Origin of the sequence: Claveliimonas bilis, assembly GCF_020892095.1 — a bacterium.
Classification (GTDB): Bacteria; Bacillota; Clostridia; order Lachnospirales; family Lachnospiraceae; genus Claveliimonas; species Claveliimonas bilis.
In genome coordinates this window covers 1,450,741-1,464,810 of sequence record NZ_AP024845.1, presented here as the reverse complement: position 1 = coordinate 1,464,810, position 14,070 = coordinate 1,450,741, and the positions used below count along the sequence as shown (strand labels likewise).

Annotated in this window: 9 protein-coding genes, 8 tRNA genes and 3 rRNA genes; 3 read left to right on the top strand and 17 right to left on the bottom strand. The window is 44.4% G+C overall.

Annotated features, from left to right (window positions below):
- Positions 1–2: 2 nt before the first annotated feature.
- From EUBC25_RS07225 to EUBC25_RS07155, 15 genes are all read right to left on the bottom strand, one after another.
- Positions 3–76: transfer RNA gene (locus EUBC25_RS07225), tRNA-Met, on the bottom strand.
- 29 nt (positions 77–105) lie between these two features.
- Positions 106–178 (bottom strand) — tRNA-Thr (locus tag EUBC25_RS07220).
- A gap of 61 nt (positions 179–239) precedes the next feature.
- Positions 240–321 (bottom strand) — tRNA-Tyr (locus EUBC25_RS07215).
- Positions 322–327: 6 nt separating this feature from the next.
- A tRNA-Val gene (locus EUBC25_RS07210) sits at positions 328–400 on the bottom strand.
- Between the two features lie 7 nt (positions 401–407).
- Positions 408–481, bottom strand: a tRNA-Asp gene (locus EUBC25_RS07205).
- Positions 482–569: 88 nt separating this feature from the next.
- Positions 570–3,457, bottom strand: a 23S ribosomal RNA gene (locus EUBC25_RS07200).
- Positions 3,458–3,685: 228 nt separating this feature from the next.
- Positions 3,686–3,758, bottom strand: a tRNA-Ala gene (locus tag EUBC25_RS07195).
- A gap of 49 nt (positions 3,759–3,807) precedes the next feature.
- A tRNA-Ile gene (locus tag EUBC25_RS07190) sits at positions 3,808–3,881 on the bottom strand.
- A 40-nt stretch (positions 3,882–3,921) separates the two neighbouring features.
- Positions 3,922–4,039: ribosomal RNA gene (gene rrf, locus EUBC25_RS07185) — 5S ribosomal RNA — on the bottom strand.
- A gap of 70 nt (positions 4,040–4,109) precedes the next feature.
- A 16S ribosomal RNA gene (locus tag EUBC25_RS07180) occupies positions 4,110–5,644 on the bottom strand.
- The 16S, 23S and 5S rRNA genes sit together here with 8 tRNA genes alongside, the layout of an rRNA operon.
- A 368-nt stretch (positions 5,645–6,012) precedes the next feature.
- A tRNA-Ser gene (locus tag EUBC25_RS07175) sits at positions 6,013–6,100 on the bottom strand.
- Between the two features lie 35 nt (positions 6,101–6,135).
- Positions 6,136–7,494, bottom strand: coding sequence for an MATE family efflux transporter (locus tag EUBC25_RS07170; protein WP_230107478.1), 1,359 nt, complete (start codon positions 7,492–7,494; stop codon positions 6,136–6,138).
- Positions 7,495–7,615: 121 nt separating this feature from the next.
- Positions 7,616–8,329: a lysophospholipid acyltransferase family protein gene (locus EUBC25_RS07165; RefSeq protein ID WP_230107477.1), complete on the bottom strand. Its 714-nt coding sequence runs from the start codon at positions 8,327–8,329 to the stop codon at positions 7,616–7,618.
- 28 nt (positions 8,330–8,357) lie between these two features.
- Positions 8,358–8,906, bottom strand: coding sequence for a Fe-S-containing hydro-lyase (locus EUBC25_RS07160; protein WP_230107476.1), 549 nt, complete (start codon positions 8,904–8,906; stop codon positions 8,358–8,360).
- A 72-nt stretch (positions 8,907–8,978) separates the two neighbouring features.
- On the bottom strand, positions 8,979–9,821 hold the full coding sequence (locus EUBC25_RS07155) for a fumarate hydratase (RefSeq protein WP_230107475.1): 843 nt from the start codon (positions 9,819–9,821) through the stop codon (positions 8,979–8,981).
- Between the two features lie 236 nt (positions 9,822–10,057).
- On the opposite strand from EUBC25_RS07155, the gene EUBC25_RS07150 reads away from it, so the two are divergent.
- The 3 genes from EUBC25_RS07150 to EUBC25_RS07140 are packed head-to-tail and all read left to right on the top strand — an operon-like array spanning position 10,058 to position 12,033.
- Entirely contained in the window at positions 10,058–10,426 is a 369-nt protein-coding gene (locus EUBC25_RS07150) for a GntR family transcriptional regulator (protein ID WP_230107474.1), read from the top strand.
- Positions 10,423–11,283 carry an ATP-binding cassette domain-containing protein gene (locus tag EUBC25_RS07145; RefSeq protein WP_230107473.1) on the top strand — a complete coding sequence of 287 codons (861 nt, stop codon included), beginning with the start codon at positions 10,423–10,425 and terminating at the stop codon, positions 11,281–11,283. The genes EUBC25_RS07150 and EUBC25_RS07145 overlap by 4 nt, the downstream gene beginning before the upstream one ends.
- A 30-nt stretch (positions 11,284–11,313) precedes the next feature.
- The gene (locus tag EUBC25_RS07140) at positions 11,314–12,033 is read left to right on the top strand and encodes a hypothetical protein (protein WP_230107472.1); all 720 of its coding nucleotides are present in this window, start codon (positions 11,314–11,316) and stop codon (positions 12,031–12,033) included.
- Positions 12,034–12,109: 76 nt separating this feature from the next.
- On the opposite strand, the gene lpdD is transcribed toward EUBC25_RS07140, so the two are convergent.
- Both lpdD and EUBC25_RS07130 read right to left on the bottom strand, forming a co-directional pair.
- A complete protein-coding gene (gene lpdD / locus EUBC25_RS07135) occupies positions 12,110–12,478 on the bottom strand; it encodes a prenylated flavin chaperone LpdD (RefSeq protein WP_230107471.1) in 369 nt (122 codons plus the stop codon).
- Positions 12,479–12,488: 10 nt separating this feature from the next.
- Positions 12,489–13,868, bottom strand: a complete 1,380-nt coding sequence (locus tag EUBC25_RS07130) for a UbiD family decarboxylase (protein ID WP_465220974.1) — start codon at positions 13,866–13,868, stop codon at positions 12,489–12,491.
- Positions 13,869–14,070: the final 202 nt, after the last annotated feature.

Sequence of the window (14,070 nt, the reverse complement as noted above, 5' to 3'; positions counted from 1 at the left end):
AATTGCGGGGGCAGGATTTGAACCTACGACCTTCGGGTTATGAGCCCGACGAGCTTCCAGACTGCTCCACCCCGCGTCAGTATTTAACAAATATTTGGATTGAAAAGCCGATGATCGGACTCGAACCGATAACCTGCTGATTACAAATCAGCTGCTCTGCCAATTGAGCCACATCGGCTTATTGCAAGTATTGCTTGCTTCTCCGCCGATTCTTATCTCTCAAGAACTTAATCGGCTAATGGATGGAGAAGGATTCGAACCTTCGAAGGCGTTGCCAACAGATTTACAGTCTGCCCCCTTTGGCCACTCGGGAATCCATCCATAATATGGGACCTATAGGGCTCGAACCTATGACCCTCTGCTTGTAAGGCAGATGCTCTCCCAGCTGAGCTAAGATCCCATATAAACGACCCAGAAGAGACTCGAACTCTCGACCTCCGCCGTGACAGGGCGGCGCTCTAACCAACTGAGCCACTGGGCCATATTGAAGTAATACATAACTGATTATTATGTACCTTCAAAACCACATACAAGAAATCTATCCATCTTCCAGCCTTTTTGAACCTTCCTTGGTTATGCCCTCGACCGATTAGTAACAGTCAGCTCCATGTGTTGCCACACTTCCACCTCTGCCCTATCTACCTCGTCGTCTTCAAGGGGTCTTACTACTTTCGTAGGGATATCTCATCTTGAGGGGGGCTTCACGCTTAGATGCCTTCAGCGTTTATCCCTTCCCGGCTTGGCTACTCTGCCATGGCCTTGGTAAGCCAACAGATACACCAGCGGCCAGTCCATCCCGGTCCTCTCGTACTAAGGACAGCTCCTCTCAAATATCCTACGCCCACGCCGGATAGGGACCGAACTGTCTCACGACGTTCTGAACCCAGCTCGCGTACCGCTTTAATGGGCGAACAGCCCAACCCTTGGGACCTACTTCAGCCCCAGGATGCGATGAGCCGACATCGAGGTGCCAAACCACTCCGTCGATGTGAACTCTTGGGAGTGATAAGCCTGTTATCCCCAGGGTAGCTTTTATCCGTTGAGCGATGGCAATCCCACTTTATACCACCGGATCACTAAGTCCTACTTTCGTACCTGCTCCACCCGTCGGTGTCGCAGTCAAGCTCCCTTCTGCCTTTGCACTCTTCGAATGGTTTCCGACCATTCTGAGGGAACCTTTGAGCGCCTCCGATACCCTTTCGGAGGCGACCGCCCCAGTCAAACTCCCCACCTGACATTGTCCCCCAGCCGGATCACGGCTGCAGGTTAGAAACCCAGCACTGCAAGGGTGGTATCCCAACAGCGGCTCCAAAAAGACTGGCGTCTTCTCTTCCTAGCCTCCCACCTATCCTGTACATGCAATACCGAATCCCAGTATCAAGCTGGAGTAAAGCTCCATGGGGTCTTTCCGTCCTGGCGCAGGTAACCAGCATCTTCACTGGTATTTCAATTTCACCGGGTGCATTGTCGAGACAGTGCCCAAATCATTACGCCTTTCGTGCGGGTCGGAACTTACCCGACAAGGAATTTCGCTACCTTAGGACCGTTATAGTTACGGCCGCCGTTTACTGGGGCTTAAGTTCAAAGCTTCGCTTGCGCTAACCTCTCCCCTTAACCTTCCAGCACCGGGCAGGCGTCAGCCCATATACCTCACCTTTCGGTTTCGCATAGACCTGTGTTTTTGCTAAACAGTTGCTTGGGCCAATTCTCTGCGGCCTGGTCTCCCAGGCACTCCTTCTCCCGAAGTTACGGAGTCATTTTGCCGAGTTCCTTAACAATGCTTCTCCCGTCGGCCTTAGGATTCTCTCCTCATCTACCTGTGTCGGTTTACGGTACGGGTACGATATGAACAATAGCGGCTTTTCTTGGCAGCCAGCTCACACATTTCCCTACTCTTAGTTCGGTATGCATCACGTCTTCAGATTGGCAGGCGGATTTGCCTACCTGCCTCCTACCTCGCTTGCCCCGGTCTCTCCATTCCCGGTAGTGCTCTCTTTCTGCGTCCCCACAGTTCTGTCATATCGTAGTACAGGAATCTCAACCTGTTGTCCATCGGCTACGCCTCTCGGCCTCGCCTTAGGTCCCGACTTACCCAGAGCAGATCAGCTTTACTCTGGAAACCTTGGATATTCGGCCGGAAGGATTCTCACCTTCCTCTCGCTACTCATTCCGGCATTCTCTCTTCCATACAGTCCACAGCTCCTTCCGGTACTGCTTCTTCCCGTATGCAATGCTCCTCTACCAATGTATCAAATACATTCCTGAGCTTCGGTGGTGTGTTTCAGCCCCGGACATTTTCGGCGCAGGACCTCTCGACCAGTGAGCTATTACGCACTCTTTTAATGTATGGCTGCTTCTAAGCCAACATCCTGGTTGTCTTTGAAATCCCACATCCTTTTCCACTTAACACACACTTTGGGACCTTAGCTGCAGGTCTGGGCTCTTTCCCTTTCGACTGTCCAACTTATCTCGTACAGTCTGACTCCCACACACCATCTACACGGCATTCGGAGTTTGATATTCTTCGGTAAGCTTTGACGCCCCCTAGGAAATTCAGTGCTCTACCTCCGTAAGACTTGTGTGAGGCTAGCCCTAAAGCTATTTCGAGGAGAACCAGCTATCTCCGGGTTCGATTGGAATTTCTCCCCTATCCACACCTCATCCCCACCCTTTTCAACGGATGTGGGTTCGGTCCTCCATTGCCTTTTACGGCAACTTCAACCTGGACATGGATAGATCACCCGGTTTCGGGTCTACTCCGACTGACTCATCGCCCTATTAAGACTTGGTTTCCCTTCGGCTCCATCCCTTAAGGACTTAACCTCGCCAGCCAGCGTAACTCGCCGGACCGTTCTACAAAAAGTACGCGGTCGGACCTATATAGTCCTTCCACAGCTTGTAAACACAGGGTTTCAGGTTCTCTTTCACTCCCCTCCCGGGGTCCTTTTCACCTTTCCTTCACAGTACTATGCGCTATCGGTCACTAAGGAGTATTTAGCCTTACGGGGTGGTCCCCGCTCCTTCCTACAAGGTTCCACGTGTCTCGTAGTACTCTGGATCCCGCCTTGTCAACTTATCTTTCGCTTACGGGGCTTTCACCCTCTCTGGCTGGCTTTCCCAAAACCATTCTGCTAGACTTGTTGAATCAATTGTGCGGTCCGAACCCCAGCATGCACGCACGCTGGTTTGGGCTCTTTCCATTTCGCTCGCCGCTACTTTGGAAATCGATGTTTCTTTCTCTTCCTCCGGCTACTTAGATGTTTCAGTTCACCGGGTTCCCCACGCATGGCTATGGATTCACCATACGCTGACGGAGCTTTTCTCCGCCGGGTTTCCCCATTCAGATATCTCCGGATCATTGGATATTTGCTCCTCCCCGAAGCTTTTCGCAGCTTATCACGTCTTTCATCGGCTCTTAGTGCCAAGGCATCCACCCTGTGCTCTTTTCTGCATAACCAACGTGGATGAAAGGGACGGGTTCCCTTCCCTCCTCACATGTATAGCGTTACATGTGTTGGTTCTTTCGGCCAATTTTTTTACTTTGTTTTCTTCAAAGTGTTGTAATCATCACAACAGTTTCCTGTTCATAACAATTACCTCGGATGTCTTGTTAAGATATTTCATCTTATCTATTTCTTATATGCGGTTTTCAAGGTACATATCGTGCCTCATTCCTGAAGCACAGTGGAGAATACGAGATTCGAACTCGTGACCTCCTGCTTGCAAGGCAGGCGCTCTCCCAACTGAGCTAATCCCCCGTATGGGCTTAAGTGGGTTTTACCTCTTTTATCTGAAGGCTTTCGCCAATGGGCTTAAGTGGACTCGAACCACCGACCTCACGCTTATCAGGCGTGCGCTCTAACCGGCTGAGCTATAAGCCCATCTTTTCCAAAGGGCTTCCGCCACTTCTTTTCTTTTTTAATCTGGCGGCCACCTACTCTCCCACACCGTCTCCAGTGCAGTACCATCGGCCGCCCGGGTCTTAACCATCGTGTTCGGGATGGGTACGGGTGTTTCCCCCAGGCGCATCGCCACCAGAATCAAGTCATCAGCTTTTGACAGCTTGATCACTCAACAATAGACAACAACTCCCTACTTCTTTTCCCTAGAAAGGAGGTGATCCAGCCGCACCTTCCGATACGGCTACCTTGTTACGACTTCACCCCAGTTACTGGTCCCGCCTTCGGCAGCTCCCTCCTAAAAGGTTGGGTCACTGACTTCGGGCGTTACCAACTCCCATGGTGTGACGGGCGGTGTGTACAAGACCCGGGAACGTATTCACCGCGACATTCTGATTCGCGATTACTAGCGATTCCAGCTTCATGTAGTCGAGTTGCAGACTACAATCCGAACTGAGACGTTATTTTTGAGATTTGCTCCGCTTCACAGCCTCGCCTCTCTTTGTTTACGCCATTGTAGCACGTGTGTAGCCCTGGCCATAAGGGGCATGATGATTTGACGTCATCCCCACCTTCCTCCAGGTTGTCCCTGGCAGTCCCTCCAGAGTCCCCAACTTTACTTGCTGGCTACTGAAGGTAAGGGTTGCGCTCGTTGCGGGACTTAACCCAACATCTCACGACACGAGCTGACGACAACCATGCACCACCTGTCTCGATTGCCCCGAAGGGAAGGTGACATTACTCACCGGTCATTCGGATGTCAAGGCCAGGTAAGGTTCTTCGCGTTGCTTCGAATTAAACCACATGCTCCACCGCTTGTGCGGGTCCCCGTCAATTCCTTTGAGTTTCATTCTTGCGAACGTACTCCCCAGGTGGACTACTTATTGCGTTAGCTGCGGCACCGATAAGCTTTGCTTACCGACACCTAGTAGTCATCGTTTACGGCGTGGACTACCAGGGTATCTAATCCTGTTTGCTCCCCACGCTTTCGAGCCTCAACGTCAGTTACCGTCCAGCAAGCCGCCTTCGCCACTGGTGTTCCTCCTAATATCTACGCATTTCACCGCTACACTAGGAATTCCACTTGCCTCTCCGGTACTCTAGCTCCACAGTTTCCAAAGCAATCCCGGGGTTGAGCCCCGGGTTTTCACTCCAGACTTGCAATGCCGTCTACGCTCCCTTTACACCCAGTAAATCCGGATAACGCTTGCCCCCTACGTATTACCGCGGCTGCTGGCACGTAGTTAGCCGGGGCTTCTTAGTCAGGTACCGTCATTTTCTTCCCTGCTGATAGAAGTTTACATACCGAAATACTTCATCCTTCACGCGGCGTCGCTGCATCAGGGTTTCCCCCATTGTGCAATATTCCCCACTGCTGCCTCCCGTAGGAGTTTGGGCCGTGTCTCAGTCCCAATGTGGCCGGTCACCCTCTCAGGTCGGCTACTGATCGTCGGCTTGGTGCGCCGTTACCGCACCAACTACCTAATCAGACGCGGGCCCATCTCACACCACCGGAGTTTTTACCTCAAAACCATGCGGTTTCGTGGTCTTATGCGGTATTAGCAGTCATTTCTAACTGTTATCCCCCTGTGTGAGGCAGGTTGCCCACGCGTTACTCACCCGTCCGCCGCTCAGTCACAAACCTCGTCATTCCGAAGAAATCCAAAGTAGGTGCTTCGCTCGACTTGCATGTGTTAAGCACGCCGCCAGCGTTCATCCTGAGCCAGGATCAAACTCTCGTTAAAAAGTTCTCTCTCGGTCAGGAAAACTACTAGCTTTCCTATCCCGTTATTTACTGTTGGCACCAGGCTTCTATCTCTCGATTTCCGCCTGATTTCCGTTCTGAATATTTCTCTTAGAAATTTTCAGGGTCGTTGTCTATTGTTCAGTTATCAAGGTGCTTTTTTGCTGTTTGCCGCCTCAACGAGTCAGCTCAAATATAATAGCATTTTTACTTTGTAGTGTCAATAGCTTTTTTTAACTTTTTTTCAAGTTTTTTCGACACCCAACAATTAGTATATTTATAATAGAAGAAACACTATATATTATACTATTGCTATTATGCAATTTGGCAAACAAAAAACCACTGATCTTTTATCAGTAGTTTTGCCAACGGAGAAAGAGGGATTTGAACCCTCGCGCCGGTTGCCCGACCTACACCCTTAGCAGGGGCGCCTCTTCAGCCTCTTGAGTATTTCTCCAGCAGAGGTTATTATACTAGACCTCCTCTTAAATGTCAATGTATTTTTTTATTTTCAAAAGAACTTTTTCTCCAGTAATAAAAGATAAATGCCAACGATGTCAATATCCACGTTACAGGATAACTGAACAAAATGCTTCCTATTGTCGGAGACAGTTCCAACGCTCCCACAAGCCATATGATCCTCATTGCACAGATTCCCACCAATGTAATAATTGCAGGACCTATAACATCCCCCACTCCCCGCAGGGCCCCAGGCAGTACCTCAATAAATACATAAAGAGTATACCACGGAACAATCCTCATCAGCATATCGCATCCTATTTCTATCACTCTTTCGTCCGATGTGAATAAACGAAACAGAGCACTTTTTCCTATAACAAGGAATAAACTTATCACTATAGCGCACAAGGTATACATTCCAATACAGATCTTCGTACTTTTTTTCACACGATCCATGCGGCCTGCGCCGTAATTTTGTCCGACAAATGATGTAATAGCAATACCGAAAGAAGTGCTGACAATCCAGAAAATCATATCCATTTTACCAAGAGCTGACCATGCCGCCACTGTATCTGTTCCAAATGTATTCAGTGCGGATAGAATTGCAATATTTGTAATGGCAAACAAAGTTGATTCAAATGCTGTCGGCAACCCCAGCCACAGTTGGGATTTCATAATATCTTTTGAAACTTTAAGTTTTCTTATAGATAAATGAAGAGATCCCTTTTCCCGGATCATATTCGCTAATACCAGGACAGCACTGAATACTTGAGACAGAAAGGTCGCTAATGCCGCTCCGGCCACCCCCATTTTCAACCCGACAACAAATAAAATATCCAGAATAATATTTAAAAAACAGCAGGCAATCAGATAGTAAAGAGGTGTCTTCGAATCTCCCGCCGCCCTCAAAATACTGGATCCCATATTATAAATGAAAGCAAAAGTAAGTCCTGCAAAATAGATTCTCAGATATACAGTAGCCTCCGGGATTGTTTCAGAAGGTGTATTCATTCTAGCCAGCATCTGCGGAGCAAAAATTATCCCTACAATCGTAAAGAAAATCCCTCCTGCCAGAGCAAGCACGAAAGCATTATGTAGGCCTTTTCCGATTCTTACCTGGTCTCTGGCTCCGAAGAAATGGGCTATAATTACTGACGCGCCCGAACAGAGACCTGTAAAGAATCCTACAATCAGGCTGACGATCTGTGCTGCAGATCCTCCAACTGCCGCCAGAGCAGTTTTCCCTACAAACTGTCCAACGATCACTGTATCTACTGTATTATAGAGCTGCTGAAAAAAACTCCCCAGCATGATCGGAAAAAAGAAAAACAAAAGCTGTTTCCAGATCACCCCTTCTGTAATACGCCGGGAAGCCTCTATTTCACCAGACATACAAAATCCCTCCATATTCTATTACTTTATCCTTTCTGAATTATAGAATATGGGGAGAAAGATTACAATTCCTTTATATATAGAAATATCAAATATTTTATCACGATAAAACAAAAAAAATTTATGATTCGTTTTCACGGATCACTTTTTCTATTCTGCTCTTTACTTCCGCTGCGATCTCTGTGGTTTTCATATCCTTGTATTCTTCATAATACATGGGTTTGAGAAAATGCACCTGTACTGTAACAGGAGCAATCGTATTTGTATCAAATGGTTTATAAGCATTTAAAAGTGCTACCGGAACAATAGGACACTTTGCTTTTGTAGCTGATTTAAAACTTCCTCCTTTAAAATCCCGAAGCTGATTGCCGTTTTTCGACCGTGTCCCTTCTGCAAAGATCAGGTAATTTCTTCCTTTTTTTACTTCATTTGTCACATCGATAATTACCTGCATAGCCTGTCTCACATCTTCTCTGTCAAGCATATATGCCTTCATGCAGGCAAAGACCTGCTTTAAAAACGGTATATTTGCAATCTCTTTTTTTGCTACTACAGAAAAAGGGCAGGGAGTTGCTTCTATTATTGCCAGAACATCATATAATCCCTGATGGTTCGGAAAAAACATAAATCCATTTTTCTTTGGTATATTTTCACTTCCGTGAACATCTATCGTCACATTTCCGCCACGATTAGCCCGAAGTGTAATATATTTCAGTAAAGCATACTGTTCCTCATCAGAATACTTTTCCGTATGGCTGGCATGATAACAAAGTCTGCACCAGGCAAACGGAACAAGCAAAAAGTTTCTGAAAACCATAAGTAATATTCTTTTCATCTCGTTTTTCTTCCCTTTTTAATTATACTTATTTTCTATACTCTTTCATTGCACTTTCATACAGATTGTTTCCATGACAGTCTGCCACAACGATCACCGGGAAATCTTCCACTTCCAATTTCCGCACCGCTTCTGTCCCTAAATCTTCATATGCGATCACTTCAGAGCTTTTGATACATTTTGACAGAAGAGCTCCGGCGCCTCCTACTGCTGCAAAATATACGCTTTTATTTCTCACAATCGCATCCAGAACTTCCTGACTTCTTTTTCCTTTTCCTATCATGGCTCCAAGTCCCAGATCAAGCAGGCGAGGAGTATATTTATCCATACGGCTTGCCGTTGTAGGGCCTGCTGATCCGATAGGACGCCCCTCTCTGGCAGGAGAAGGACCCATATAGTAAATCATTGCGTTTTCAATTGGAAAAGGAAGCTTCTCTCCTCTTTTCAGCGCTTCGTCCATTCTCTTATGAGCTGCATCCCGGGCAGTATAAATGGTTCCGGTAATATAGACATAATCTCCGGATGTTAATTGTTCTGCCTCTTCTTTTAATATAGGTGCTTTTATATGTTTATCCATAACGGATACTTCCTTTCTTCTCATATTCCTAAGTTATCTATTCTAAAATTCTATGTTTTAAAGTTCTCTGTTTTAAATCTCTCTGACTACGTGTCTGTTTACATGACAGCAGATATTGACTGCAACCGGAAGGCCTGCTATATGAGTAGGATAAGTATTTACATTGACTGCAAGGGCTGTTGTCGTTCCTCCAAGCCCTCCCGGACCGATGCCAAGGCTGTTTACTTTTTTAAGCATTTCTTCTTCCAGTTCTCTTACCCAGCAAATATCAGAATGAACTCCGACTTCTCTCGTCAAAGCCTCCTTTGCCATCAGTGCGCATTTCTCAAAAGTACCTCCGATTCCCACGCCTACAACCATAGGAGGACAGGCGTTTGGACCTGCATCCTTCACTGCTGTTAAAATGGAATTTTTCACACCTTCCAGTCCATCGGCCGGTTTCAGCATGAACACGCGGCTCATATTCTCGCTGCCGAATCCTTTGGGTGCCACTTTTATTTTTATTTTGTCTCCAGCCACAATTTTGGTGTGTATGACTGCCGGTGTATTATCTTTTGTATTCTCACGGATGATAGGATCTCCTACTACTGACTTTCTTAAGAATCCCTGTACATATCCCTGACGGACTCCTTCATTTACAGCTTCTTCAAGAAGTCCTCCCTCCAGATGGACATCCTGCCCTATTTCCAGGAAAATTACTGCCATACCTGTATCCTGACATATAGGAATGGTATCTTTTGCTGCAATTTCTAAATTTTCCTGAAGCTGATGCAAAATTTTTTTTCCAAGAGGAGCAGCTTCTTCCTCCTCTGCTCTTTTCATTGCAATATCCATATCCTTTGATAAATAATGATTTGCTTCGATGCACATTTCCTTGATCTGCTCTGTAATTTCATTCACATTGATTGTTCGCATAGTCTGTCCCCTTTTTAGTAAATTTCCCTGTATTATCCTTATATCTGCTGACTTATCCACATTTTATCTCTATAAGTATAATTGGTTTGGGAACATATTTCAATGTCGCTATTGACTTTTATCCTTTTCTATGCTTTAATACATATATAGTTAATTACTCAACTAATTAACTACTTAAATAAATAACATGGACATAAAGTATGAAGAGAACTTTTGGGAAAGGAGGAAACTATGGAATGAAATTTAATCTTGACCAGGAAAAACCTATTTTTCTACAGATTGCCGAAGGGATCGAAGATGGTATCCTGACCGGGGCTTTTCCAGAGGGGAGCCAGATTCCATCTATTACGGAATTTTCAGTAAATTATAAAATTAATCCTGCCACAGCTTTAAAGGGAATTAATCTTCTTGTAGATGAAAATATTATTTTTAAGAAAAGGGGTGTTGGAATGTTTGTTTCCGATGGTGCCGTTCAGAAGCTAAGACAAAAAAGACAAGATCAGTTTTATACAAATTATATCAGCAGCCTGATCGAAGAAGCCAAAAGGCTGGGAATTACCAGTGACGATATTATTGCAATGATTGAAAGGGGGTTTTCACAATGAAAGGAATCGAGGTAAAGAATATATCCAGATCTTTTAAGGATACCAGGGCTTTGCACCAGATAAATCTCACATTTGAGGAGGGTAAAATATACGGCCTTCTTGGTCGCAACGGAGCCGGAAAATCTACGCTTCTTAATATTATCAGTAACCGCAAATATCCCGATGAAGGGTATGTAACTGTGGATGGTGTCCCATCTGTTGAAAACGATGACGCCTTAAGAAAAATTTTTCTGATCAATGAGAAAAATCTGTATCCTGAAAGTATGAAAGTAAAAGATGCCTTCAAAATATCAAAAGATTTTTATCCTTCTTTTGATGAAGCATATGCTTTGAAACTTTCTGAAATGTTTGAATTAAATATAAAGAAGAAAATAAAAAGCCTATCTACAGGATATCAATCTATTTTTAGAAATATTCTGGCTTTATCCGTAAATGTTCCTTATGTTTTCTTTGATGAACCTGTTCTCGGGCTGGATGCATACCATAGGGATTTATTTTATAAAATTTTGATTGAAAAATATAGTGAAGAGCCATTTACAGCAGTAATTTCTACTCATCTTATCGAAGAAGTAGCAAATGTCATAGAAGAAGTAATTATTATAAAAAAAGGAGAAATTCTTAAAAATGAATCCCGCGATAACCTTTTAGCCAACAGTTACACTGTCTCCGGAACTATTTCACAAGTAGATAGTTATTTATCTTCTCTTCCTAAATATACAGAGGTTCTGGGAGCAGATGTCATTGGCGGTCTGAAATCGGCATATATCCTTGGAAAGTCTGATAAGCACCTTCCTGAAGGACTGGAAAAGTCTCCTATGGATCTGCAGAAACTCTTTATCCATCTTACAAGTATATAAATTGGCTGTTATCGAAAGGAGTGTTTTTATATGAAAAAAATTTTAAAATATCAATGCCTTGATCTTTCCAAAGCATTAATTATTTACTATATCGTAATTGCTCTTATTCTCGCTATCGCTGTTGTGGGAATGAACATTGCCGGAGACAAAAATACAGGCGGAATTGGCTTTTCCTCTGAGTTTTTCTGTCTCATTGTAGGTCTTTGTCTGTTCCGTGAATATTTTTGTCTGTTCATGCAAAACGGAGTATCAAGAAAAAAGATTTTCCTGGGAGGATTACTTACTATTTCTATCCTTAGCCTGATCATGTCCATTATGGATACTTTGTTTCTATATATCATAGATATTATTTCGGTAAATAATGTACGTTATATGACTCTTTCTTCCAGTTTGTATTTTAATTTTATGTATGAAGCAAATCCAATAATAAAAACTTTCGTGGATCTTATTATTACCTTTCTTATCATGCTTATATTCTTCTCCGCTGGATATTTGATCGCCATTTTATTTTACCGATCTGCCAAGCCTGGAAAAGTATTGATCGCTGTAGGTCTGCCTCTGCTTGTTGTTGGCGGAATCCCCGTTATTACGGTATGCTTTCCCGATATTTTTGCGGCGCTTTTCTCCTTCTGCCTTATGGCTTTAGGTATTTCCAGCGGCAATCCGTTTATTGGAATGCTGACATTAGCTATTTGCATTTTTGTTATCAATACTTTCAGCTATCTGGTAATGCGGCGGGCAGAAATCTGATTCTCTTAATAAAGTAAACCATCCTCTAAATGCAAAGCAGGCGACCGGACCGCCTGCTCCTTTTTTCTTCTTCTTTTTATTCTTCCTTCCATTCTTCGCAAACTGTAAAAACTGCTTCTTTTACTTCTTCAATCTGCTCTTTCGTAATATGATCCGTGTGGAATCCGCCTGTGCATACTGTTACTGCATTTTCCCTGGCAGCAAAATTTTCTGCAAGATATCTGCAGAGAAATTCATCCTTATGACCGGTTACATTAATAACAGAAGCTGTACTGCTTATGCTTCCATCCTCCTTCAAAGAAGGACGGGGAATTGCCAAAACAGTACATCCTATGTGAGGTCTGTTTCCTCCCTCGAGAATAATATGATAATCATTTCCTATCTTTGTAAACTTTATTATTAATTTTGAAAAAGAAAGTTCTTTTTCGATTCTTTTTTCCTTCATTTTCTTCCTCTTATTTTTTGTTTTTTGTCCATTTTTCAGGATCTACATCCATAAATCTTGCTCTTTTAAATCTGTCTTTCTGGTCAAATGGAACAGTACAGTCGAAAATAGTCTTGCACGCAATCCCATGATCCCTGATACTTACGGAACAAGACGGATCATTGGATGGATCCAGCGGATGACAGCGGACGCCTGGAATTGTGATAATATCCGCATCTCCCTGGAACCGTGTATTCATTGCCCACAATACATCGTTCATATCAAAGCAGTCCACATCATCATCCACAAGAAACACATGCTTCAGTTCACTGAAAGCAGAAAATGCAAGAAGCGCTGCTTGTCTCTGCCGCCCTTCATCGCTTGCTTCCTTCTTCTGAAACTGAAGGACCGCCATATATTTTCCGCCTCCTGCGGAAGCACAGTATACATTTTTCAGCCTTCCCGGCATTGCCTTTTCCACCATTCCATAAATACTGGCTTCTGTGGGGATTCCTGCCATAGATACATGTTCTTCACTTGGTCCGATGCAAGTCTGCATGATAGGATTTTCTCTATGAGTCACAGCTTTTACTTTAATCAGCCAGCAATTGGAACTTGCAGGTCCTGTATATCCTGGAAATTCAGGCATTGCATATCCGGTATGGCTGTTTTGATCTTCCTGTACCCTTACGCCCGGAATCACTTCTCCTTCTATTACATATTCTGCATTTGCAATAGCCCGCTCATTAACTGTAAGACATTTGCACAGCTCTACCGGTTTTCCGCGGAGAGCACCTGCAACTGCAAGTTCGTCATAACCAAGAGGAGTAGTAGGCGGCTCAAAGCAGGAACCGATCTCTATTGCCGGGTCTACACCAATACTGATGGAAATCGGCAGTTTCTGCCCCAGCTGTTCTGCTCTTTCTGCCATAGCTCCGATATGTCTTACTCCCGGCGTAAAGAAAATAGAAAGCTCATCTTTTCCCTGGATGCAGAGCCTGTGGATCGTCACATCACTTAGTCCTGTATCCGGATGTGTGGCATAGCACATTCCCATTGTAATATAGGGACCTGCATCATCCGGCGTATTGGTAGGCGCCGGAACAAGCTTATAGAGATCAAAATCCTCTTCATCCGCACAGTGTACGACCTGCTGGCATGGAGCCGGTTCCTTTGTAACAACAGGCGGAATCGGATGATCCACACTACGATAAAGCATTTTTCCCAGATCTTCAGGTTTTCCGCCAAGAAGAGCTGCCACCCTCTTTCTGCTTGCCAGAAGTCCAATTGCAACTCTTGCCCCGGGATGTCCTTTTATATTATTAAAAATCATGGCAGGTCCTTCTTTTGTAGGGCGCATCACCGTTCCTCCTGCTCCTACATGTCTATATACGCCGGACAATTCCGCCATCGGCTCCACTTCCGTATCTGTTTCTATCAGCTGTCCCGGCAGGCTTCTTAATAAATCAATAGCACTTCTTAAATCATTTACTTTATAATCATTCTCTCTATGTTCCACTCCTGTTCCCTCCTTATTTTCATTACTATTTTCTTTTTCTATTTTATTTAATTTTCCTTTTTGAATCAATTCCTTTTCTGTGCAGATTCATTCC

Bases quoted from the DNA above. Each gene is read 5' to 3' on its own strand.
- EUBC25_RS07130 (WP_465220974.1), bottom strand. From the start codon at position 13,868: ATGGCGGAATTGTCCGGCGTATATAGACATGTAGGAGCAGGAGGAACG.
- EUBC25_RS07160 (WP_230107476.1), bottom strand. From the start codon at position 8,906: ATGGATAAACATATAAAAGCACCTATATTAAAAGAAGAGGCAGAACAA.
- EUBC25_RS07155 (WP_230107475.1), bottom strand. From the start codon at position 9,821: ATGCGAACAATCAATGTGAATGAAATTACAGAGCAGATCAAGGAAATG.
- EUBC25_RS07165 (WP_230107477.1), bottom strand. From the start codon at position 8,329: ATGAAAAGAATATTACTTATGGTTTTCAGAAACTTTTTGCTTGTTCCG.
- lpdD (WP_230107471.1), bottom strand. From the start codon at position 12,478: ATGAAGGAAAAAAGAATCGAAAAAGAACTTTCTTTTTCAAAATTAATA.
- EUBC25_RS07150 (WP_230107474.1), top strand. From the start codon at position 10,058: ATGAAATTTAATCTTGACCAGGAAAAACCTATTTTTCTACAGATTGCC.
- EUBC25_RS07145 (WP_230107473.1), top strand. From the start codon at position 10,423: ATGAAAGGAATCGAGGTAAAGAATATATCCAGATCTTTTAAGGATACC.
- EUBC25_RS07170 (WP_230107478.1), bottom strand. From the start codon at position 7,494: ATGTCTGGTGAAATAGAGGCTTCCCGGCGTATTACAGAAGGGGTGATC.
- EUBC25_RS07140 (WP_230107472.1), top strand. From the start codon at position 11,314: ATGAAAAAAATTTTAAAATATCAATGCCTTGATCTTTCCAAAGCATTA.